This window comes from Pseudoalteromonas sp. DL2-H2.2, from assembly GCF_021532535.1.
In the GTDB taxonomy this organism is placed as follows: domain Bacteria; phylum Pseudomonadota; class Gammaproteobacteria; order Enterobacterales; family Alteromonadaceae; genus Pseudoalteromonas; species Pseudoalteromonas rubra_A.
Genome location: NZ_JAKGBD010000002.1, coordinates 440843 through 457389 on the forward strand (window position 1 = coordinate 440843; position 16547 = coordinate 457389).

A 16547-nucleotide genomic window follows, 5' to 3' on the forward strand; every position below is an offset into this window, starting at 1 on the left:
GCTTTACAGTTTGTGATAGCCAAACCACTGCGGTGCAAGTGACTGTGACTGGCCACTGGGTGTCAGACGCACATAATGCTGCCCGTCAATCAAATCTATCGTCATACAATCATCCACAGCATACAAGTCATCTTTGTGGGGTAAGTCCACCCCAGGCAACAAGGTGTCCAGCGCCCGCGCTTTGGCAACCTGGGCGGTAGGGGCGACGAACAAACCAAATGCGTGCTGCTCCGCCAGGCTGTCGTGTCGGTATCCACCCAGATTGACAAAATACAGATTGGGTTGTTGCGCAGGCGGCTCACTGACCAGCTCCACCTGAAAGCCATCAATATGCTCAAGTGCAACATAGCTGTCCATATGCACCTTGTCCTTATCACCAACCCATTGTTGTTTAAGCGCGCCAAACGTATCTTCAATGCGCTCGCCAACCACAAAACGAATGTCATGCATTTCAATGTGGCAGCCGCTCAGACGACCACCCAGATAAACCATAAATAACTGCATTATTGACCCTATAAAATGAACATTCTCCCGATTATGGTATCACAGCGCTTTTTCTGTCTCAGTTCAATGTCTTTTTCGGGCAAAATGCGGTATTGGTTGCTAAATAAATAAAATACCACAAGGAAATTCCTGTCATGATCCGGTTTATTTATCTGGCGCTGATTTTGTTCAGTGGGATCAGCAAGGCTCAGTTCACTCTGATACACAACGTCAACGGCTACAGCCCCACCCGTAGTGGTGAGATCAAATCCTTTGCGACCCTGGTCATTAAAGATGGCAAAGTCGTCAAAACGGGCGATAAACAACTCGCTACGCAATACCCCAAAGCCCAAAGATTCGACGGCCAGGGAAAGACCTTATTACCCGGACTGATTGACGCCCATGGTCATATTATTGGGCTGGGTAATAATTTATCCCGGCTCGATATCCGTGAAGCCAACTCGGTGGAACAAGTTGGCCAACAGCTTGTCGCCTTTAGCGAGCAGAACCCAAAAGGCTGGATTTTGGGACGCGGCTGGGATCAAACACGCTGGACGCCTAACGACTTTCCTACCGCTGCCGACCTGGATAAGTATGTCAAAGACCGGCCCGTGGTGCTGACCCGGGTCGATGGGCATGCTATCTGGGTAAACAGCATGGCTATGAAGTTGGCGGGCATTGGTGCAAAAACGACGTCTCCGGCCGGCGGTGAGATCCTGCGTCACCCGTCAGGCAATCCGAGCGGTGTTTTTATCGATAAAGCAGAAAGCCTGGTTAAAAAACACATTCCCCCTACCTCGACGGCACACCTTAATCAGGCCCTTAACAAAGCAGGTGAACATTTACTGAGCTTGGGCATCACCAGTGCCCATGACGCCGGGATTGATAAGCAAACCTGGAAACTCTATCAGAGCCGGGCACAAAAGCAGACTTTACCGCTGCGCATTTATGCCATGCTCAGTGCCGCAGATCCGCAATTGGACAGTATGCTGCAAGCAGGCGTCTACAAAGACAAACGCGACATGCTGTCTATTCGCAGTGTAAAAATTTACGCAGATGGTGCATTGGGGAGCCGTGGCGCTGCATTGCTTAAAGACTACAAAGACCGCCAGGGCTATCGGGGCTTAATGCTGGAGCAACCACAGCACCTTGAACAGCTCATAGCACAAGCCGTAAAGCATGGCTTCAGCGCGCATACGCATGCCATCGGTGATCGCGCCAACAGGTTAGTACTAGATAGTTATGAAAAAGTATTTAAAACCACTGGCGGTAAGTTGCTGAGAAACAGAATTGAACATGCCCAGATTGTTGAACCAGAAGACATCCCAAGATTTAAAATCCTGGATATCATACCCTCGATGCAACCCGTCCACGCCACCTCAGATATGCATATGGCACAGCAAAGACTGACTGACGAGCAACTCAGGGGGGCTTACGCCTGGCAAACCTTTTTACAACAGGGTAGCAAAGTGGCGGCAGGATCAGATTTCCCGGTAGAGCTGGCCAACCCATTTCACGGTTTACACGCTGCTATTACGCGCATGAACGCCCAGCAACAACCTCAGCAAGGTTGGCGCAACCACGAAAGGCTGACACGCACACAGGCTTTGCAAGCGTTCACCCTGGACGCAGCCTATGCAGCCTTTCAGGAGTTTAAATTAGGGAGCCTGGAACAAGGGAAATGGGCAGACTTCATTCTGCTTGATAAAGATTATTTTAAAGTACCGGAGCAGGAGATTCGGGACATTCAGGTCAAACAAACCTGGATAGCGGGCCAACTGCGGTATGCGCAAGACTAGCCAGGATTAGATCTGTGCTGGATTGCGCGACAAGGAACGTCACGCAATGTGCGCTTTTTATGACGCTGAGTTATTGTCTGCGCGGTGCAGTTTAGCTAAATGATAAATATTCACCAGCGCCAGTAAGCCGTTGGTCAATGCCACGGGCCAGGCGGTGATCATCACACCATAAATAGTAAAGCAAATACAGCCTGCAAGGTTGAACCAGCGAAGCTTGACCACGTTGGACATCATCAGAGAAACGACTAAAAAGGCAGACGCAATGTAACCTAAAAGTTCCCAAGTCATTTGTTCTCTCCTCGCAGTTGAGTTAGCATTATTCAGTGTAGACGCCAAAAGTCGAAATGCGGGATAATAGCAACCGTCTGTTTGGCGTTATCTTGCATCTTAGCAAGTGACACAGAATAAAAAGGCTAACTCACTAAACCCCACAGAAATTAGGACCTGAAATAAGCTCTAACACGGGAACGGGGGTGAAAAGCACTTAGCCTCTCAATCGGGTGAGTTAGCGTGAAACCGATAAGTGTCATGCTATCTTCATAACAAATTAATAAATAGGACAATTGTCCGAAGAGCCATCCAGATGTTTCAATATCATTTTTCAACCACTTTGGTGGAACAACTGCTCAGTTTTGCAGGAAACAGTTTTCAGCACACAAAAAAAGAAGTGCTCATTCATCAGGATGAACCGCTCACAAAGCTGATCCTGGTGAGAAGTGGTACTGTGTCTTTTAGCTATGACGTGGGCAATGGCCGCCGCTTGCTGTTAGGTCAGCTGGACTGTAACAACACCCTAATCGGTGAAATAGAAGCACTGAATAACCAACCCTGTATTTATACGGTCACTTGCCTGAATGATGTGCAATATAACCTGATAGAACTAAAGCATTGGCGACAACTACTCCTTGCTCAACCTGAGCTAAGCCTGTACACCGCTCAGACCATCGCAGCAAAGTTTACCGAAAATCAGAAAATCAACCTCGACAAGCTATTGTTGCCGCTGAGCTATAATATCGCAAAAGACTGCTTACTCAGGGCGGAGAATAACCACCCGGCACTACTCAGAGCCTATTCGACAGTGAGTGCAGAAGCAGAGCGTTTTGCCACGACTGAGCGCGCTTACCGTCGCGTGGTCAGCGAGCTTGTTGAAAAAGGGTTAATTGTTAGAACATCAGATGGTCTGAAGCCCGTAGACATGGCTAAATTGCAGGCATTCATCGATGCATTTGCACAAATATAATTATGTATTATTGTCGGGAAAAATGAATTATTAACACATTCGATGTGATAACCTAAAAGTACATCAGTAGGTTATTATTTTATGTGAAATTTTGGATAAAGATCGAGCAGTTCACTTGACGAAAAATTAATGTGGGCTTATCCTCTAAACACTAATTTGCGTGCGGGGCAAGGCTCTCTTACATCTGCAAAGCATTAGTGACTACTCTCAGTTTACTTGGATTTAAAGGAAAAGGTAAAAATCATGGGAAACAAACAATTCAAACTAACTAAACTTGCCCTTGCGTTGGGTGTTACAGTTAGTTTAGCAGGCTGTTTTAGCGACAATGACAATAACGTTGATATCAAAGAGCCACCGACAGATAAAACAATTGCCGTTTTACCTGGTGATATCGTTGTTGAAAAGCAAGCAGGCTCATTTTCAATCGTAGTAACAGATTCTGCAGGCCAACCGCTAAGCGAAGAAGTTAACGCCACTATCAACTTCACAAGCAACGCCGCAAGCGTTTTAAACACTGCGGGCGGAGCATTGACGGCAGAAGATAGAGCAGCAACAGGTGGTTCATTTGCATTCACAGTAAATGCAATTCCAGCTGACGGTCTATCCTTTGATTACGTCATCACAGCTGACGGCTTCCTTTCGAATTCAGGTACCGTTGAACTGTCAAGCACAGACACCGACGTTGCGGATCAGGTTCGCTTAACAGCACGTACCCTTGAGCAAGCTGACGGTGCAGCACCTATCATCGCGACTACAAGCACACTTGCCGCACTTGCAGGCGATGGCGTAACAACGTCTTACACTGCAGACGGTGGCCTGGCACTTGAAGGCGCGGACAGCATTACTTTGACCAAAGATCTTGATGCAGCTAAGAACACTAATAAAGCAGCCGGTGGTGTATCGGTTACTTTGGATAACGGCACAAAGTTCTTGGACAAAGACAATCAACCGCTTCAATCAGTACCTACTTTGACTGTTGCTTACTTCGGTAACGAAGCGACTCGTTCAACTTCTGAAGAAGACAGTGTCGCTGCGCAAGACTCTTCTCTTGACGCTTTCCCTGGCGGTCTTGGCCTAACAGTCGCTGAAGATGACACAACTAACCGTGAAGGTTCATTCGCGACCGGTGGTTTTGTTGCAATCGAGCTGGTTGACGAAAACAACAACAAAGTTGACAACTTCGATGGCGGTAGCATCAAAGTTGCAATGAAGATTGACAAGAACACGTCAAACACCTGTCAAATGAAGTTTACAGGCGACGCATCTGATGCAGCGGCAGTAAAAGCGGCAGCTGAAGATACCGACACCGGCATGTTCAAAAACGGTGTGTGTACTAAATCGGTTACACCAGAAACAATTGAAGTTGGTGATATTTTCCCTGTTTGGAGCTACAACGAAGATGCTGGTAAGTGGTCTTTCGAAAGCTATGGTGTAGTTCAAGAAGGTGACGCAACAACATACAACGTTGCAGTATCTGTTAACCACTTATCTTACTGGAACCTGGATTTCTTCACTTACATCATTGGTGCTGATAAGTGTGATAATCGTCGTTTAAGCTTTGACATCAAAGATTCAAACGGTGATGACAGCCAAGTATATGCTGATGTACTGGTTGAAGCTAACAGCTACCGTCTATTGATTGGCGCATACAACCGCACTAATCTTGCAAAAGGTACTTTCAGAAACCCACCTTCATTCCCAGTTAAACTGAAAATGATGAAAGACGGTGTAAACATTCTGGATGGTGCTACTCTGGCAGATGGTACAGCTCTTAACCTAAATGATAATAATGCGGCATCAGGTGTACAGTTCACTGATCTGTGTGACCTAGATGGTGGTACCCTGCAGCTGACTACAGCGCCTGCTGCTAATATTGTTAAGCCACTAACACCTCAGTTTGTGTGTGCAAGCAATACTGCAGACGTACAGCCAACGCCAATCACTACACCAACAATTGCTCAATTGTTCCGTGGTGGTCGCTTCGTGAAGACTTTCTACCCTTCAGGTCAGTTTGAAGTTAGCCTTGAGGATGGCGATTCGGCGGCATACACCGTTCGTTACAAGAACCCGAACAACAACACTTGGTTCACTCAGGCGATTGAAGCTAACACAACAGCTGCAACACTTGATATCCCAGTTGCGTGTACTGTTCAGAACCTAACAGGTACTGGCGGTAGCTAATTACTAAAGTAAACTGAATTAAAGCCGCGTTTACGCGGCTTTTTTATTGGCCCTGTGTCTGGCTTGGTATCCGCTTCATATCATTTTGATACCAATTTGCTTAATTAAGTGTGCTATTGTGAGGCGAGAAAAGAGGGTCGAAACCCAAGCAAAAATGTGCGAACTCATACCTTAGGTAAAGGTGCTAAATGAGAAAATTTTAACGCCATTAGCGTCAGATTTACCCAGTCCCTACCCCATTATGATTTCACCCAATCTGCATATAAGGTAAATGCATCGCTGCACTGACCCAAATATCATCGTAGTTTGCATCGGTTCTGTTTAATAGCTTGTGCTGTCTGAGCCAGCTCCACACTTGCTCTACGAGAGTTAGCTCTGGTGGATAAAGCCGTCACCTAATAATCACTGCAGCCTCCAAGCCCTCTGGCAAACCAACTTTGCAGTGCCTGGCAACACAGTCCATGACGACCAAAGCCGGTCTTACTGGCTAAGTCCTTTGTGGTATTAGTGTCGAGTGACAATACATAACTGCTTTATACAATACCAATTTTAGTTCTATAAATCCGTGACCCTGCACTGGTTTATCTTGCCGTAAGAACCTGGGGGTTGCGAATTAGCATAGTTAATTAATGCGAGGTTACTCAGAAAACAAAGGGCTATGCCGATAACCTTACGCAAATACCGCGTCATTCATGCAGTATGACTTTGACAATGTACTCAGCAATATCTGCGCAACGGTGGCAGCCATGCAGCGTTTTTGAAAATTCAAACTATCTTGAGAAGAAGCCATCTTGAATAGAGCAAGCTTTGATAAGCGTTACTTTGGTGTGATGATTTGATAGATGTATAGAATGACTCCTAACTAATACTCATCCATATTAGAAAGCATGGCGAATAGCAGGTCAGAAATGATAGCTAAATACCCTGTCAATTAAACTGCATAGGCGTTCAGAAAGATAAAGGGCAAAAGGATAAAAGGATAAAAGGATAAAGATCATAGTCGCAACGAAGGTCTTTGATAACGACTAATACATTAAACACTGGCAAAAGGAGCACCCATATGAACTGCTGAGTGCTCCGCTACGCTAGTAGTCGTTATAGTTCCAGGTCTTCTGCATCCGCCAGACCTTGGCCTTCACCTTCTTCTGGCTTAATGGTTGCCTGAAGCAGTAGCATTTCACGCAGTTTGCCTTCAATCTCGTCAGCAATTGCCGTGTTTTCTTTCAGGAACTTAATCGAGTTTGCTTTGCCCTGGCCAATTTTGTTGCCATTGTAGCTAAACCAGGCACCCGCTTTATCCACTAGCTTGTGCTTCACACCCAGGTCGATAAGCTCGCCCTGTTTCGACGTACCTTCGCCGTACATGATGATAAATTCAGCTTGCTTAAATGGCGGCGCCACTTTGTTTTTAACTACTTTCACGCGGGTTTCGTTACCGATAACCTCGTCGCCCTCTTTCACAGAGCCGATACGACGAATATCTAAACGTACTGACGCATAGAACTTAAGTGCGTTACCACCTGTTGTGGTTTCCGGGTTACCAAACATCACACCAATCTTCATACGAATTTGGTTGATGAAGATACACAGGGTGTTTGAGCGCTTAATATTGGCTGTCAGTTTACGCAAAGCCTGAGACATCAAGCGTGCTTGCAAGCCAACGTGGGTATCACCCATTTCGCCTTCAATTTCCGCTTTAGGCGTCAATGCGGCCACTGAGTCAACCACCACCACGTCTACTGCACCTGAGCGTACCAGCATGTCACAGATCTCAAGGGCTTGTTCACCCGTATCAGGCTGAGACACAAGCAGATCGTTTACGTTAACGCCCAGCTTTTCTGCATAGACCGGGTCCAGTGCGTGCTCGGCATCTACGAAAGCACATGTTTTACCTTGCTTCTGAGCTTCTGCAATGGCTTGCAGCGTCAGAGTGGTTTTACCTGATGACTCAGGACCATAAATTTCTACAATACGACCAGTTGGCAAACCACCGATACCCAAAGCGATATCCAGCCCCAAAGATCCGGTTGAAACGGCTTCAATATCCAATGCCTGGCTGTCGCCCAGTTTCATGATAGAGCCTTTACCAAATTGTCTTTCAATCTGAGACAATGCAGCGTCGAGCGCTTTTTGTTTGTTATCGTTCATTTGCTTCTCCAATCTAGCGTATTGACGACAAGTATACTGTATGAAATTACAGTATCAAGCTTAATTTAAGCATTTAGCAGAGAAATAATTTTTATAATAGAAAATTCAATAGCTTGCTTTCTAACCTCGGCTCTATTTCCGGCAAAGTGACACACTTCACACAGTACTTTTCCCTGTAAATAGAAGCCAAACCATACAGTACCAACCGGCTTGTCTTGTGTGCCACCACCCGGGCCTGCAATACCCGAAACCGCTATCGCCACATCTGCCTGCGCCGCTTTCGCCGCGCCTTGTACCATCTCATCAACGGTTTGCCGGCTGACCGCACCAAACTCAGTTAAGGTATTGTGCGCAACGCCCAACAGTTGAACCTTTGCCTCATTGCTGTAAGTCACAAAGCATCGCTCAATATAAGCTGATGAACCTGGGGTGTCCGTCAGCGCATAGCTAATACCACCACCAGTACATGATTCCGCGGTAGTGATTGTCAGGCCGTTATTCGTTAGAATAGCCCCCAATTGTGCCGCCAGTCCGGCTATCTCAGTATGAAGCTCCATACTCATTTCCTTTAGGTATAAGTAATGTCGTTAGATCTTTATTCCGAACATACTATAAAACAACAAACCCCTATGATGCAGCAGTATCTTAGGATCAAAGCGCAACACCCGGATATTCTGCTGTTTTATCGTATGGGTGATTTCTACGAGCTGTTCTTTGATGACGCCATTCGCGCCGCCCAGTTACTGGACATTTCACAGACACACCGAGGTAAAGCCGGTGGCGCACCGATCCCAATGGCGGGCGTCCCTTATCATGCTGTTGAGAATTATCTCGCCCGGCTGGTGCAGATGGGTGAGTCTGTGGCTATCTGTGAGCAGGTTGGCGACCCTGCTACCAGCAAAGGGCCTGTTGAGCGTAAAGTAGTACGCATCGTTACACCGGGTACGGTGACCGATGAAGCCCTGTTGCAAGAGCGTCAGGACAACCTGCTGGCTGCGCTGTGGCAAGACAAGCAGCAGTATGGCGTGGCATACCTGGATATTAACTCAGGGCGCTTTAACATCGTCGAGTTAGCCACAGATGAAGCACTCACTTCAACACTGCAAAGGTTGCAACCGGCGGAGCTGCTCTACCCCGAATCATTCAGCAATTTGCTAGTCCTTGAGCAAGTAAAAGGGGCCAGACGCCGTCCGGATTGGGAGTTTGATCTGGATACGGCAACCCACCTTTTGTGCCAGCAATTTGGCACACAAGACCTGATTGGATTTGGTGTTGCCGAGGCAAAAGCCGGACTAATTGCAGCCGGATGTGTGATGCAATATGTGAAAGATACACAGCGCACCGCACTGCCGCACATTCGGGCCATTACGCTGGAGAAAAACGAACACGCAGTTATTCTCGATGCCGCCACGCGTAAAAACCTCGAACTGACCGTTAACCTGTCTGGCAGTATCGAAAACACGCTGGCACAAGTACTGGACAAAACGGCGACCCCAATGGGCTCACGGCTGTTAAAACGCCGTATCCATACGCCAGTGCGTAACCGTGACGAGCTTAATGCCAGGCTTAATGCCATCGCCAGCCTGATTGAATCCCAGCTCAATATCGAGGTCTATGACGCGCTGCGCCAGATTGGCGATATCGAACGTGTGGTTGCTCGCCTTGCCCTGTGTAATGCCCGACCAAGAGACTTAACGCGACTGCGTAATGCATTGCAGGCACTGCCCCCGTTGCATCACCTGGTGGGAGAAAGCAGCGATCCCCGGTTGCAGCAGATCCGCGCACATTCTCCGACTTTGCCAAAGCTTCAGGATTTGCTGGAACGCGCTATCATAGATAACCCACCGGTACTGATCCGCGATGGCGGTGTAATTGCCCCAGGCTACAACTGTGAGCTGGATGAATGGCGCGCGCTCAGCGAAGGGGCCACCGATGTGCTGGATCAGCTAGAAGAGCGTGAACGAGAGCGCACCGGGATCAGCACACTGAAAATTGGTTACAACAAAGTACATGGCTTTTATATTGAGATCAGCAAAGCCAACTCACACCTGGCGCCGCCCGAGTATATTCGTCGTCAGACACTGAAAAACAACGAGCGCTATATCATTCCTGAGCTCAAAGAGCATGAAGACAAAGTCCTGGGCAGTCAGAGCAAAGCACTGGCGCTTGAAAAGCAGCTGTATGAAGAGCTGTTTACTTTGATTGCACCTTATATCGAGCAGCTACAAACCATGGCGGCGGCGCTGGCCGATTTAGACGTGCTCAATACCCTGGCAGAGCGGGCACAAACCCTGGATTACTGTAAGCCGGAACTCAGCAATGGCGATGAGATCCACATCGAAGCCGGTCGTCACCCGGTCGTTGAGCAGGTCAGTAAAGAGCCCTTTATTGCCAACCCGGTTCACCTCAATGCGGATCGCAAGATGCTGATCATCACAGGCCCTAACATGGGTGGTAAATCGACGTATATGCGCCAGACAGCGCTGATCGTGCTGATGGCGCATATTGGCAGTTATGTTCCTGCCAGCGCAGCGCAAATAGGTAAAGTCGACCGTATCTTCACGCGCATTGGCGCCAGCGATGACCTGGCTTCCGGACGCTCCACCTTTATGGTCGAAATGACCGAGACCGCCACCATACTGAACAATGCAACGGCGCAGTCTCTGGTCTTGATGGACGAAATTGGCCGGGGGACCAGTACCTACGATGGTCTCTCTTTGGCTTATGCGACCGCCGACTATCTGGCCGGTAAGATAGCCGCCAAAACGCTGTTTGCCACCCATTATTTTGAATTGACGGAACTGGCTGAACAGCAACCTGGCCTGGTCAATGTGCACCTGGATGCCGTTGAGCATAACGACACCATTGCGTTTAAACACACGGTTATGGAAGGCGCCGCCAGTAAAAGTTTTGGTTTGCAGGTCGCCGGACTGGCAGGCGTACCCAAAGCGGTACTGGCCATGGCAAAGCGTAAACTGACCTTGCTGGAGCAACACCAGAGTGTGGTCGAAAGTCCCCAATCAACCTCATCAGCACCTCAGATGCAACAGAGCCTGCCGCTGGTCAGCGAGCCCTCTGAAGTCGAGAAAATGCTCGAGGAGATTGACCCGGATGAGCTGTCACCTCGTGCTGCCCATGATCTGCTCTATCAATTAAAGGCACTTCTTTAGTGATAAAAAAAGCGGCTTACCAGCCGCTTTTTTTATTTCATGCAGATATTAGAAGCTGTGATTATACTGCACACCAACCACCGTCGCGTGGCCTTTTGACTTAAAGCCCCACTCGCTGCCCAGCGCATCTTTTTCAACAAAAGTCTGCGTTTTACCGCGCAGAATACTCAACCCTAAGTCCACACTCGCCGCTTCGCTCAGTTGATACTCAGCACCGAATGAGTACCAGGTACGATCAGTGTCCGGAATGGAGATAGACATGTGCGACTCATTAGCCGGAGAGCTGTCATAGGCAAGGCCTGCACGTAACTTCAGAGACTCGCTCCACTGATAGTCTCCACCCACAGCAAATCGCAATGAGTTATCAAACAACTCCTGTTTATTGAATACAGGCTTACCGGATACTTGTGCCTCAAGCTCCTGGAAGCTGTTCCAGCCTGTCCACAACACGCTGTAGTGCAACGTCATTGGCTCAGTCAGTTTATGGCTACCAGAAATTTCTGCTATTGCCGGAAGCGTCAGCTCAAGAGTACCTGCCAGCGCTACGCCGTTGGTGCCGCCAAGGGATGCCGGGATCTGGTTACTGAAGTGACCGTCAAAGGTAATATCTGTTTCGCTGCGATAATGAAAGCCCAACCGGTTGTCAGCATCAATTTGATAGCTCAGACCCAGGTTCCAGCCATAGCCACTGTCGTCCCCTTCCAGGTTAACCACTTCTGTGCTGGCCGGGGCCTGCAGTGGGTTTGCACCCAGATGACGGATCACTTTTGCGTCGGCATAAACATGATTCAGGCCCAGTGCCAGTGTCCATTGTGGGTCAATTTCGTAGGCCACAGAGACGCCCGTATTGATCGTGACTATCTCGGTCTCACCTGCCAGCTGACCGGCAACATAGTCTTTATCGAACTCAGTTGCCAAACCAAATTGAGAGTAGACCCCCGCACCGACAGACCACTGTTCGTTCAAACGTGCCGTCATGAATACGGCAGGCACCACGGCGCTTGGCGCAATGCTGTTATCGTCCAGCAGGTTTGCAGGTAGCCCATTGTTGGTCGATGTACCTTGTAAGCTGACATCTGGCTCAACGAACATAGCCGCCGCGCTCACCTGCACACCCTCAAACTGGCCCATTAGCGCCGGGTTACGTGCAACAACCGACGCATCATCGGCGGCACTGGCTTCACCGGCATAGGCACGGCCTAACCCTGAAACATTTTGCTCAGCCAGCTGAAATGCCGCTGCCAGTGACTGCGAAGACGCCGCCATCAAACCTGTCGCTACCAATGCGCGTAGTACTGTATTCATTCTCAACCTCAAATGTTATTCAACAAGAATAAAAAATTGCCCCCACAGTACAGAAAACAAAAGTAAAAATCCGCATTTTAAGCACTTTTAGCAGCTCAATTGCGCAACATTAAGGCATTTAATGCACTTTATTTACAGTATAGATCGAAGTAAGAGCAAATACTCTAACCAGCCATTTACACCACTAAACGATATTAATTCTCATTACCATTGAATAAAAGCATCGCTTCACATATACTCTTAGCCATATTCACCGCCTTGATATTACAGGGCACTTGAAGGGAGATTTGGTCTATGCTGGCAGTTTTGATGTTCGGTGCACTGACATTCTGTGGTCTCAGCGTATTTAGCCTGTGCAAAGCAAATTACTGCGCCTGTAAGCGTGCTGGACAGTGCGACAATCCACTCAACCATTACTGGCTGGCAGCAATACTGAGTGCTCTACTGGCATTGGCGTGCAGCTGCCTGGCGCTACATACTGAAAAAGGGACTCTGGTGTGGATCCTGATGATGGCCAGCTGCCTTGCCGGTGCCTTGTTGTCTGCGCAGTGGCAAAAGCGTAAGCTTAAGCAAGCAGATGATCTTTTAACAGGCGGGATAAATTAATTTGATAATCAAGAGGCCGTACCGTTGAGGCTATCTTGATTTTATCTTGCTCATTTAAATCAATGTCTTTGGCGGTAATGTGGTGCATGTGTTTGGTGTTATAGAATACCCGCACTTTAGGCGCCGTCGGTGCGCCCCGGTTACCTTCCAGTACTAACGCCAGCCGCTCATTGCTCAGCTTTACAATGGTGCCAACCGGATGCACACCAATACACTTAATAAAATGCTGTACCAGCACAGGATCGAACTGGGCTTTGTTGGCCAATAAATAACGCAGTGCCACCAGAGGTTCGTCTCCATCGCGGTGCGGGCGCTCAGCCGTCATGCCTTCATAGACATCCACAATGGCCATGATCCGCGCCGCTTTACTGATCTGCATACCTTGCAGGCGCCGGGGATAGCCACTTCCATCCAGTCGCTCATGGTGGCTGACAATCATATCCAGCATTAAAGAGGTGATCCCTGGTGCGTCACGGGTTAGCCCCAGCGACTGTGCAACATGGCGCTGCATGGTTTTCATTTCCAGCTTATTAAGCGGGCCGCGCTTATCTATGATCCCCTGAGGTATTTTGGTATGACCCACATCATGCAACATAGCACCGATGGCCATTTGCTCTATCACCTTCTTGCCCAGCCCCAGATATTTTGCAAACACAGTGACTAAAATGGCGCAGTTGATCATATGACGCCAGTTAAAGCCTTCTTTATCTTTGATCCGGGTTAAAATCGCCATGGCATTGGTATTTCTCAGCACCGAGCTAACAATTTCCTGGCTGATGTCGTTGATCAGTGTCATGTCGACCTGCATGCCAGATGCCAGGTTGCCATAGAGCATTTGCAACTGCTTGTTGTGCTGTTCAAACTGCCTGGCCGCATTGGCAAATTCGTCTTCCAGGCTGATGGCTTTTTCTTTGTCGGGCTGTACTTTTGGCGCTTTGGTGGTTTTTTGCGGTGCCGGCTGACTTTTGGCCTCAGCCTCTTCAGGTTCAGCATTAACCTCTGATTGCTGGTATTTAGCGGGAACCGGAATATCACTTTGAGCAAAGTCGATATTGAGCTCAACCACCCCATTGGCGGCAAGGCGAGCAATGATAGCCTCATCCCGGACCATACCCCGGGATTTAATCTTAACTTCAGCGCCTGACTTTTGTTTATGAACGCTGTCCACAAACATGCCGGGTTTTAACTCTTCAATAGGGAGGGTGACTCGCATAGCGCTCGCATGATGCCTGGCGGCAGTGTAAATTGCATTAATATGCATAGGCCAGACTTAATTGTCTAGTAATTGGTATCAGTTTAAGAAAAAAGAATGGGGTTTTATGAATAAAAGTGTCAGGCCAGGGGCTGAATAGCGCTCTGGCCTATTATTGCGATGCTGAATTACTCCTGGAAATAGGTGCCCCAGCCATCGTACTCAACGCCACAGTGCGTGGCGATTTCAACCAGCTTGGTCACATCTTCCATAATCACCGCCGCATCCAGCTCGGCTTCAACCACGACGTCAAAGCCCCAAATTTTGCTGCCATCTTCCAGCTCAAGCTCCGCCGGGTCTTCAACATCATAGCCAAGTTTAAATGCAGCCAGTGCCGCCTGTTCCAGCTTCTCGAACTCTTCGCTGACAAAATGATGCTCTACTTCGTACAGAGTGTCCGGGTTAGACCCGTCCTCTAACAACGAATCAACGATGTCTTCACTGATCTCTTGCCAATTTTCCACTTGCTGCTCTCACTTTTTCGTCTAACTGTGCAATATGTTCCGCCATTTTAGCATGGATCTGTTTTGCATGCTCACGTGCAGGAATGTCTTTATCCAAAGCGATGGGCGCCAGAATGTTGATGTATACCGTGCCATTATCCCAGCGATTGAGCTTGATCTGCCCCGCCGTATTATTCATACAAACCGGTACAACTGGCACATCCGCACTTAAAGCGGTATGAAAGGCACCCGTTTTAAAAGGCAGTAATCCTCTGCCATAACTGCGTGTCCCTTCCGGGAACATCCACAATGACATACCTCGTTGTTTAATTTTAGCAATCGACTTATCCAGGGTATCGACCGCTTTTTTACGATTTGCCCTGTCGATCAGGATATTACCGGACAACCAGTATAGCTGGCCAAAAAATGGCACCCATTTCAGGCTTTTCTTGCCCATACTCACCGTGTTGTGCGGCACCACAGCAGGCAAAGTGAACAGGTCATAATTATTTTGGTGGTTGGCAATGTACATCGCAGGACCCAGATCTTTCGCACTCGGATCTATCGAGATCTCAAGTTTAACCCCGATCACACGCGACATTTTGCCAAACCAGGAGGCAATCACATGCACGTTATTGGCATGAAAAGGACGGATCAGACTCAACGTCAGGCCAGCCAGACAACTGAGGATGATAAACAGCGCCATTGCCAGAATTCGAACTACAGCTAACAAAATAGAGACTCCTATTATCAAGTCGGCGCATTATAATCAAATAGGCGTACACTTGTAAGCTCAATTTTGTTACAGCCATAAAAAATGCCGCTCGATTGAGCGGCACTTCAAAATTTATTTAGCAGGCTTAAGCAATTAGCTCATTGCTGCCTGTAGTTTCTTCATTGCAGATTTTTCCAGCTGGCGTACACGCTCAGCAGACACCTGATATTTATCGGCCAGGTCTTGCAAGGTTGCTTTATCTTCCGATAACCAGCGTGCGGCAACGATGTCCTGAGAGCGCTCATCCAGCGTCTTCATTGCTGCAATAAGACGGTTCTGAGACTGCTCCTGCCACTGCTCTTCTTCAATCACCTCAGCCACATCACTGCTGGCATCCGTCAAATACTGAACCGGAGAGAAGCTGCTGCTCGGTGCGTTGTCGTCATCATCTCCCGTCAGGTCAAAGCCCATGTCCTGACCACTCATGCGCGACTCCATTTCACGCACTTCTTTTTCGCTCACACCCAGTTCATTAGCAACTGTGGTGATCTCTTCCTGGTTGAACCAGCCCAGGCGCTTTTTATTTTTGCGCAGGTTAAAGAATAATTTACGTTGCGCTTTGGTTGTCGCAACTTTAACGATACGCCAGTTCTTTAGCACGTATTCGTGGATTTCAGCCTTGATCCAGTGTACTGCAAACGACACCAGACGCACACCCACTGTCGGATTGAAGCGCTTCACCGCTTTCATCAGACCGATGTTGCCTTCCTGAATCAGGTCTGCCTGAGGCAGGCCATAACCGGAATAGCTTTTGGCAATATGCGCAACAAATCGTAAGTGAGAGATAATGAGCTGCTTGGCTGCGTGCAAGTCCCCATCCTCATGTAGGCGGGTTGCCAGCGCTTTTTCCTGCTCAGCGTCCAGCATCGGAATAGAGCTCACCGATTGTAGGTAGCCTTCTATACTCGCGCTTTGTTGCCCAGCGGTCAGTGCCATTGCATAAATATCTTTACTCATTTTTCACCTCAGTGATAATTCGTTTTGCCAATTTTAGCACTCTTTACCTTAGAGTGCTAAATGCAATCTACTACTTTTACACCGCAAAGATCAAGCTTTTTATTATTACACTTTAATTAATAAACAAGACATTGATTTTTAAAGATTAATTTAATTGATAAGAAGCAATTATGGTAAGCCCGTGTTCA

At 48.1% G+C, this 16547-nt stretch carries 14 protein-coding genes; 5 read left to right on the top strand and 9 right to left on the bottom strand.

What is annotated here, in order from left to right; genetic code table 11:
• Positions 1–3: 3 nt before the first annotated feature.
• Positions 4–504 (bottom strand): DUF1543 domain-containing protein, encoded by a 501-nt coding sequence (locus L1285_RS04650; protein ID WP_235411161.1) that lies wholly within the window; start codon positions 502–504, stop codon positions 4–6.
• Positions 505–638: 134 nt separating this feature from the next.
• Here L1285_RS04650 and L1285_RS04655 point away from each other — a divergent pair, with 134 nt between their 5' ends.
• A complete protein-coding gene (locus L1285_RS04655; RefSeq protein WP_235411162.1) occupies positions 639–2282 on the top strand; it encodes an amidohydrolase in 1644 nt (547 codons plus the stop codon).
• A gap of 57 nt (positions 2283–2339) precedes the next feature.
• Here the strand turns inward: L1285_RS04655 and L1285_RS04660 are convergent, their stop codons facing one another.
• Complete coding sequence (locus L1285_RS04660) at positions 2340–2570, bottom strand: YgjV family protein (protein WP_046005049.1); 231 nt, start codon at positions 2568–2570, stop codon at positions 2340–2342.
• Between the two features lie 295 nt (positions 2571–2865).
• Between L1285_RS04660 and L1285_RS04665 the strand changes: the two genes are divergently transcribed.
• Both L1285_RS04665 and L1285_RS04670 read left to right on the top strand, forming a co-directional pair.
• Complete coding sequence (locus L1285_RS04665) at positions 2866–3522, top strand: Crp/Fnr family transcriptional regulator (protein ID WP_046005050.1); 657 nt, start codon at positions 2866–2868, stop codon at positions 3520–3522.
• 243 nt (positions 3523–3765) lie between these two features.
• Complete coding sequence (locus L1285_RS04670) at positions 3766–5703, top strand: hypothetical protein (protein WP_235411163.1); 1938 nt, start codon at positions 3766–3768, stop codon at positions 5701–5703.
• Between the two features lie 1095 nt (positions 5704–6798).
• Here the strand turns inward: L1285_RS04670 and recA are convergent.
• On the bottom strand, positions 6799–7851 hold the full coding sequence (gene recA, locus L1285_RS04675; RefSeq protein WP_046005052.1) for a recombinase RecA: 1053 nt from the start codon (positions 7849–7851) through the stop codon (positions 6799–6801).
• 65 nt (positions 7852–7916) lie between these two features.
• Positions 7917–8408 (bottom strand): CinA family protein, encoded by a 492-nt coding sequence (locus tag L1285_RS04680; RefSeq protein WP_235411164.1) that lies wholly within the window; start codon positions 8406–8408, stop codon positions 7917–7919.
• A gap of 24 nt (positions 8409–8432) precedes the next feature.
• Between L1285_RS04680 and mutS the strand changes: the two genes are divergently transcribed.
• On the top strand, positions 8433–11021 hold the full coding sequence (gene mutS, locus L1285_RS04685) for a DNA mismatch repair protein MutS (protein WP_235411165.1): 2589 nt from the start codon (positions 8433–8435) through the stop codon (positions 11019–11021).
• Between the two features lie 48 nt (positions 11022–11069).
• Here mutS and L1285_RS04690 read toward each other — a convergent pair whose 3' ends face one another.
• The gene (locus L1285_RS04690; RefSeq protein ID WP_235411166.1) at positions 11070–12326 is read right to left on the bottom strand and encodes an outer membrane protein transport protein; all 1257 of its coding nucleotides are present in this window, start codon (positions 12324–12326) and stop codon (positions 11070–11072) included.
• A 294-nt stretch (positions 12327–12620) separates the two neighbouring features.
• Between L1285_RS04690 and L1285_RS04695 the strand changes: the two genes are divergently transcribed.
• Positions 12621–12932, top strand: a complete 312-nt coding sequence (locus L1285_RS04695; protein WP_235411167.1) for a hypothetical protein — start codon at positions 12621–12623, stop codon at positions 12930–12932.
• On the opposite strand, the gene L1285_RS04700 is transcribed toward L1285_RS04695, so the two are convergent.
• From L1285_RS04700 to rpoH, 4 genes are all read right to left on the bottom strand, one after another.
• Positions 12892–14145 carry an HD-GYP domain-containing protein gene (locus L1285_RS04700; RefSeq protein WP_235411168.1) on the bottom strand — a complete coding sequence of 418 codons (1254 nt, stop codon included), beginning with the start codon at positions 14143–14145 and terminating at the stop codon, positions 12892–12894. The two genes, L1285_RS04695 and L1285_RS04700, sit on opposite strands and share 41 nt — an antisense overlap.
• Before the next feature lie 167 nt (positions 14146–14312).
• Complete coding sequence (rraB, locus tag L1285_RS04705) at positions 14313–14648, bottom strand: ribonuclease E inhibitor RraB (protein WP_010383227.1); 336 nt, start codon at positions 14646–14648, stop codon at positions 14313–14315.
• The gene (locus tag L1285_RS04710) at positions 14623–15360 is read right to left on the bottom strand and encodes a 1-acylglycerol-3-phosphate O-acyltransferase (protein WP_235411169.1); all 738 of its coding nucleotides are present in this window, start codon (positions 15358–15360) and stop codon (positions 14623–14625) included. Before L1285_RS04710 ends, rraB begins: the two co-directional genes overlap by 26 nt.
• Before the next feature lie 135 nt (positions 15361–15495).
• A complete protein-coding gene (rpoH, locus tag L1285_RS04715; RefSeq protein ID WP_046005058.1) occupies positions 15496–16359 on the bottom strand; it encodes an RNA polymerase sigma factor RpoH in 864 nt (287 codons plus the stop codon).
• Between the last annotated feature and the right edge of the window lie 188 nt (positions 16360–16547).

Bases quoted from the DNA above. Each gene is read 5' to 3' on its own strand.
- L1285_RS04650 (WP_235411161.1), bottom strand. From the start codon at position 504: ATGCAGTTATTTATGGTTTATCTGGGTGGTCGTCTGAGCGGCTGCCAC.
- L1285_RS04655 (WP_235411162.1), top strand. From the start codon at position 639: ATGATCCGGTTTATTTATCTGGCGCTGATTTTGTTCAGTGGGATCAGC.
- L1285_RS04660 (WP_046005049.1), bottom strand. From the start codon at position 2,570: ATGACTTGGGAACTTTTAGGTTACATTGCGTCTGCCTTTTTAGTCGTT.
- L1285_RS04665 (WP_046005050.1), top strand. From the start codon at position 2,866: ATGTTTCAATATCATTTTTCAACCACTTTGGTGGAACAACTGCTCAGT.
- L1285_RS04670 (WP_235411163.1), top strand. From the start codon at position 3,766: ATGGGAAACAAACAATTCAAACTAACTAAACTTGCCCTTGCGTTGGGT.
- recA (WP_046005052.1), bottom strand. From the start codon at position 7,851: ATGAACGATAACAAACAAAAAGCGCTCGACGCTGCATTGTCTCAGATT.
- L1285_RS04680 (WP_235411164.1), bottom strand. From the start codon at position 8,408: ATGGAGCTTCATACTGAGATAGCCGGACTGGCGGCACAATTGGGGGCT.
- mutS (WP_235411165.1), top strand. From the start codon at position 8,433: ATGTCGTTAGATCTTTATTCCGAACATACTATAAAACAACAAACCCCT.
- L1285_RS04690 (WP_235411166.1), bottom strand. From the start codon at position 12,326: ATGAATACAGTACTACGCGCATTGGTAGCGACAGGTTTGATGGCGGCG.
- L1285_RS04695 (WP_235411167.1), top strand. From the start codon at position 12,621: ATGCTGGCAGTTTTGATGTTCGGTGCACTGACATTCTGTGGTCTCAGC.
- L1285_RS04700 (WP_235411168.1), bottom strand. From the start codon at position 14,145: ATGCGAGTCACCCTCCCTATTGAAGAGTTAAAACCCGGCATGTTTGTG.
- rpoH (WP_046005058.1), bottom strand. From the start codon at position 16,359: ATGAGTAAAGATATTTATGCAATGGCACTGACCGCTGGGCAACAAAGC.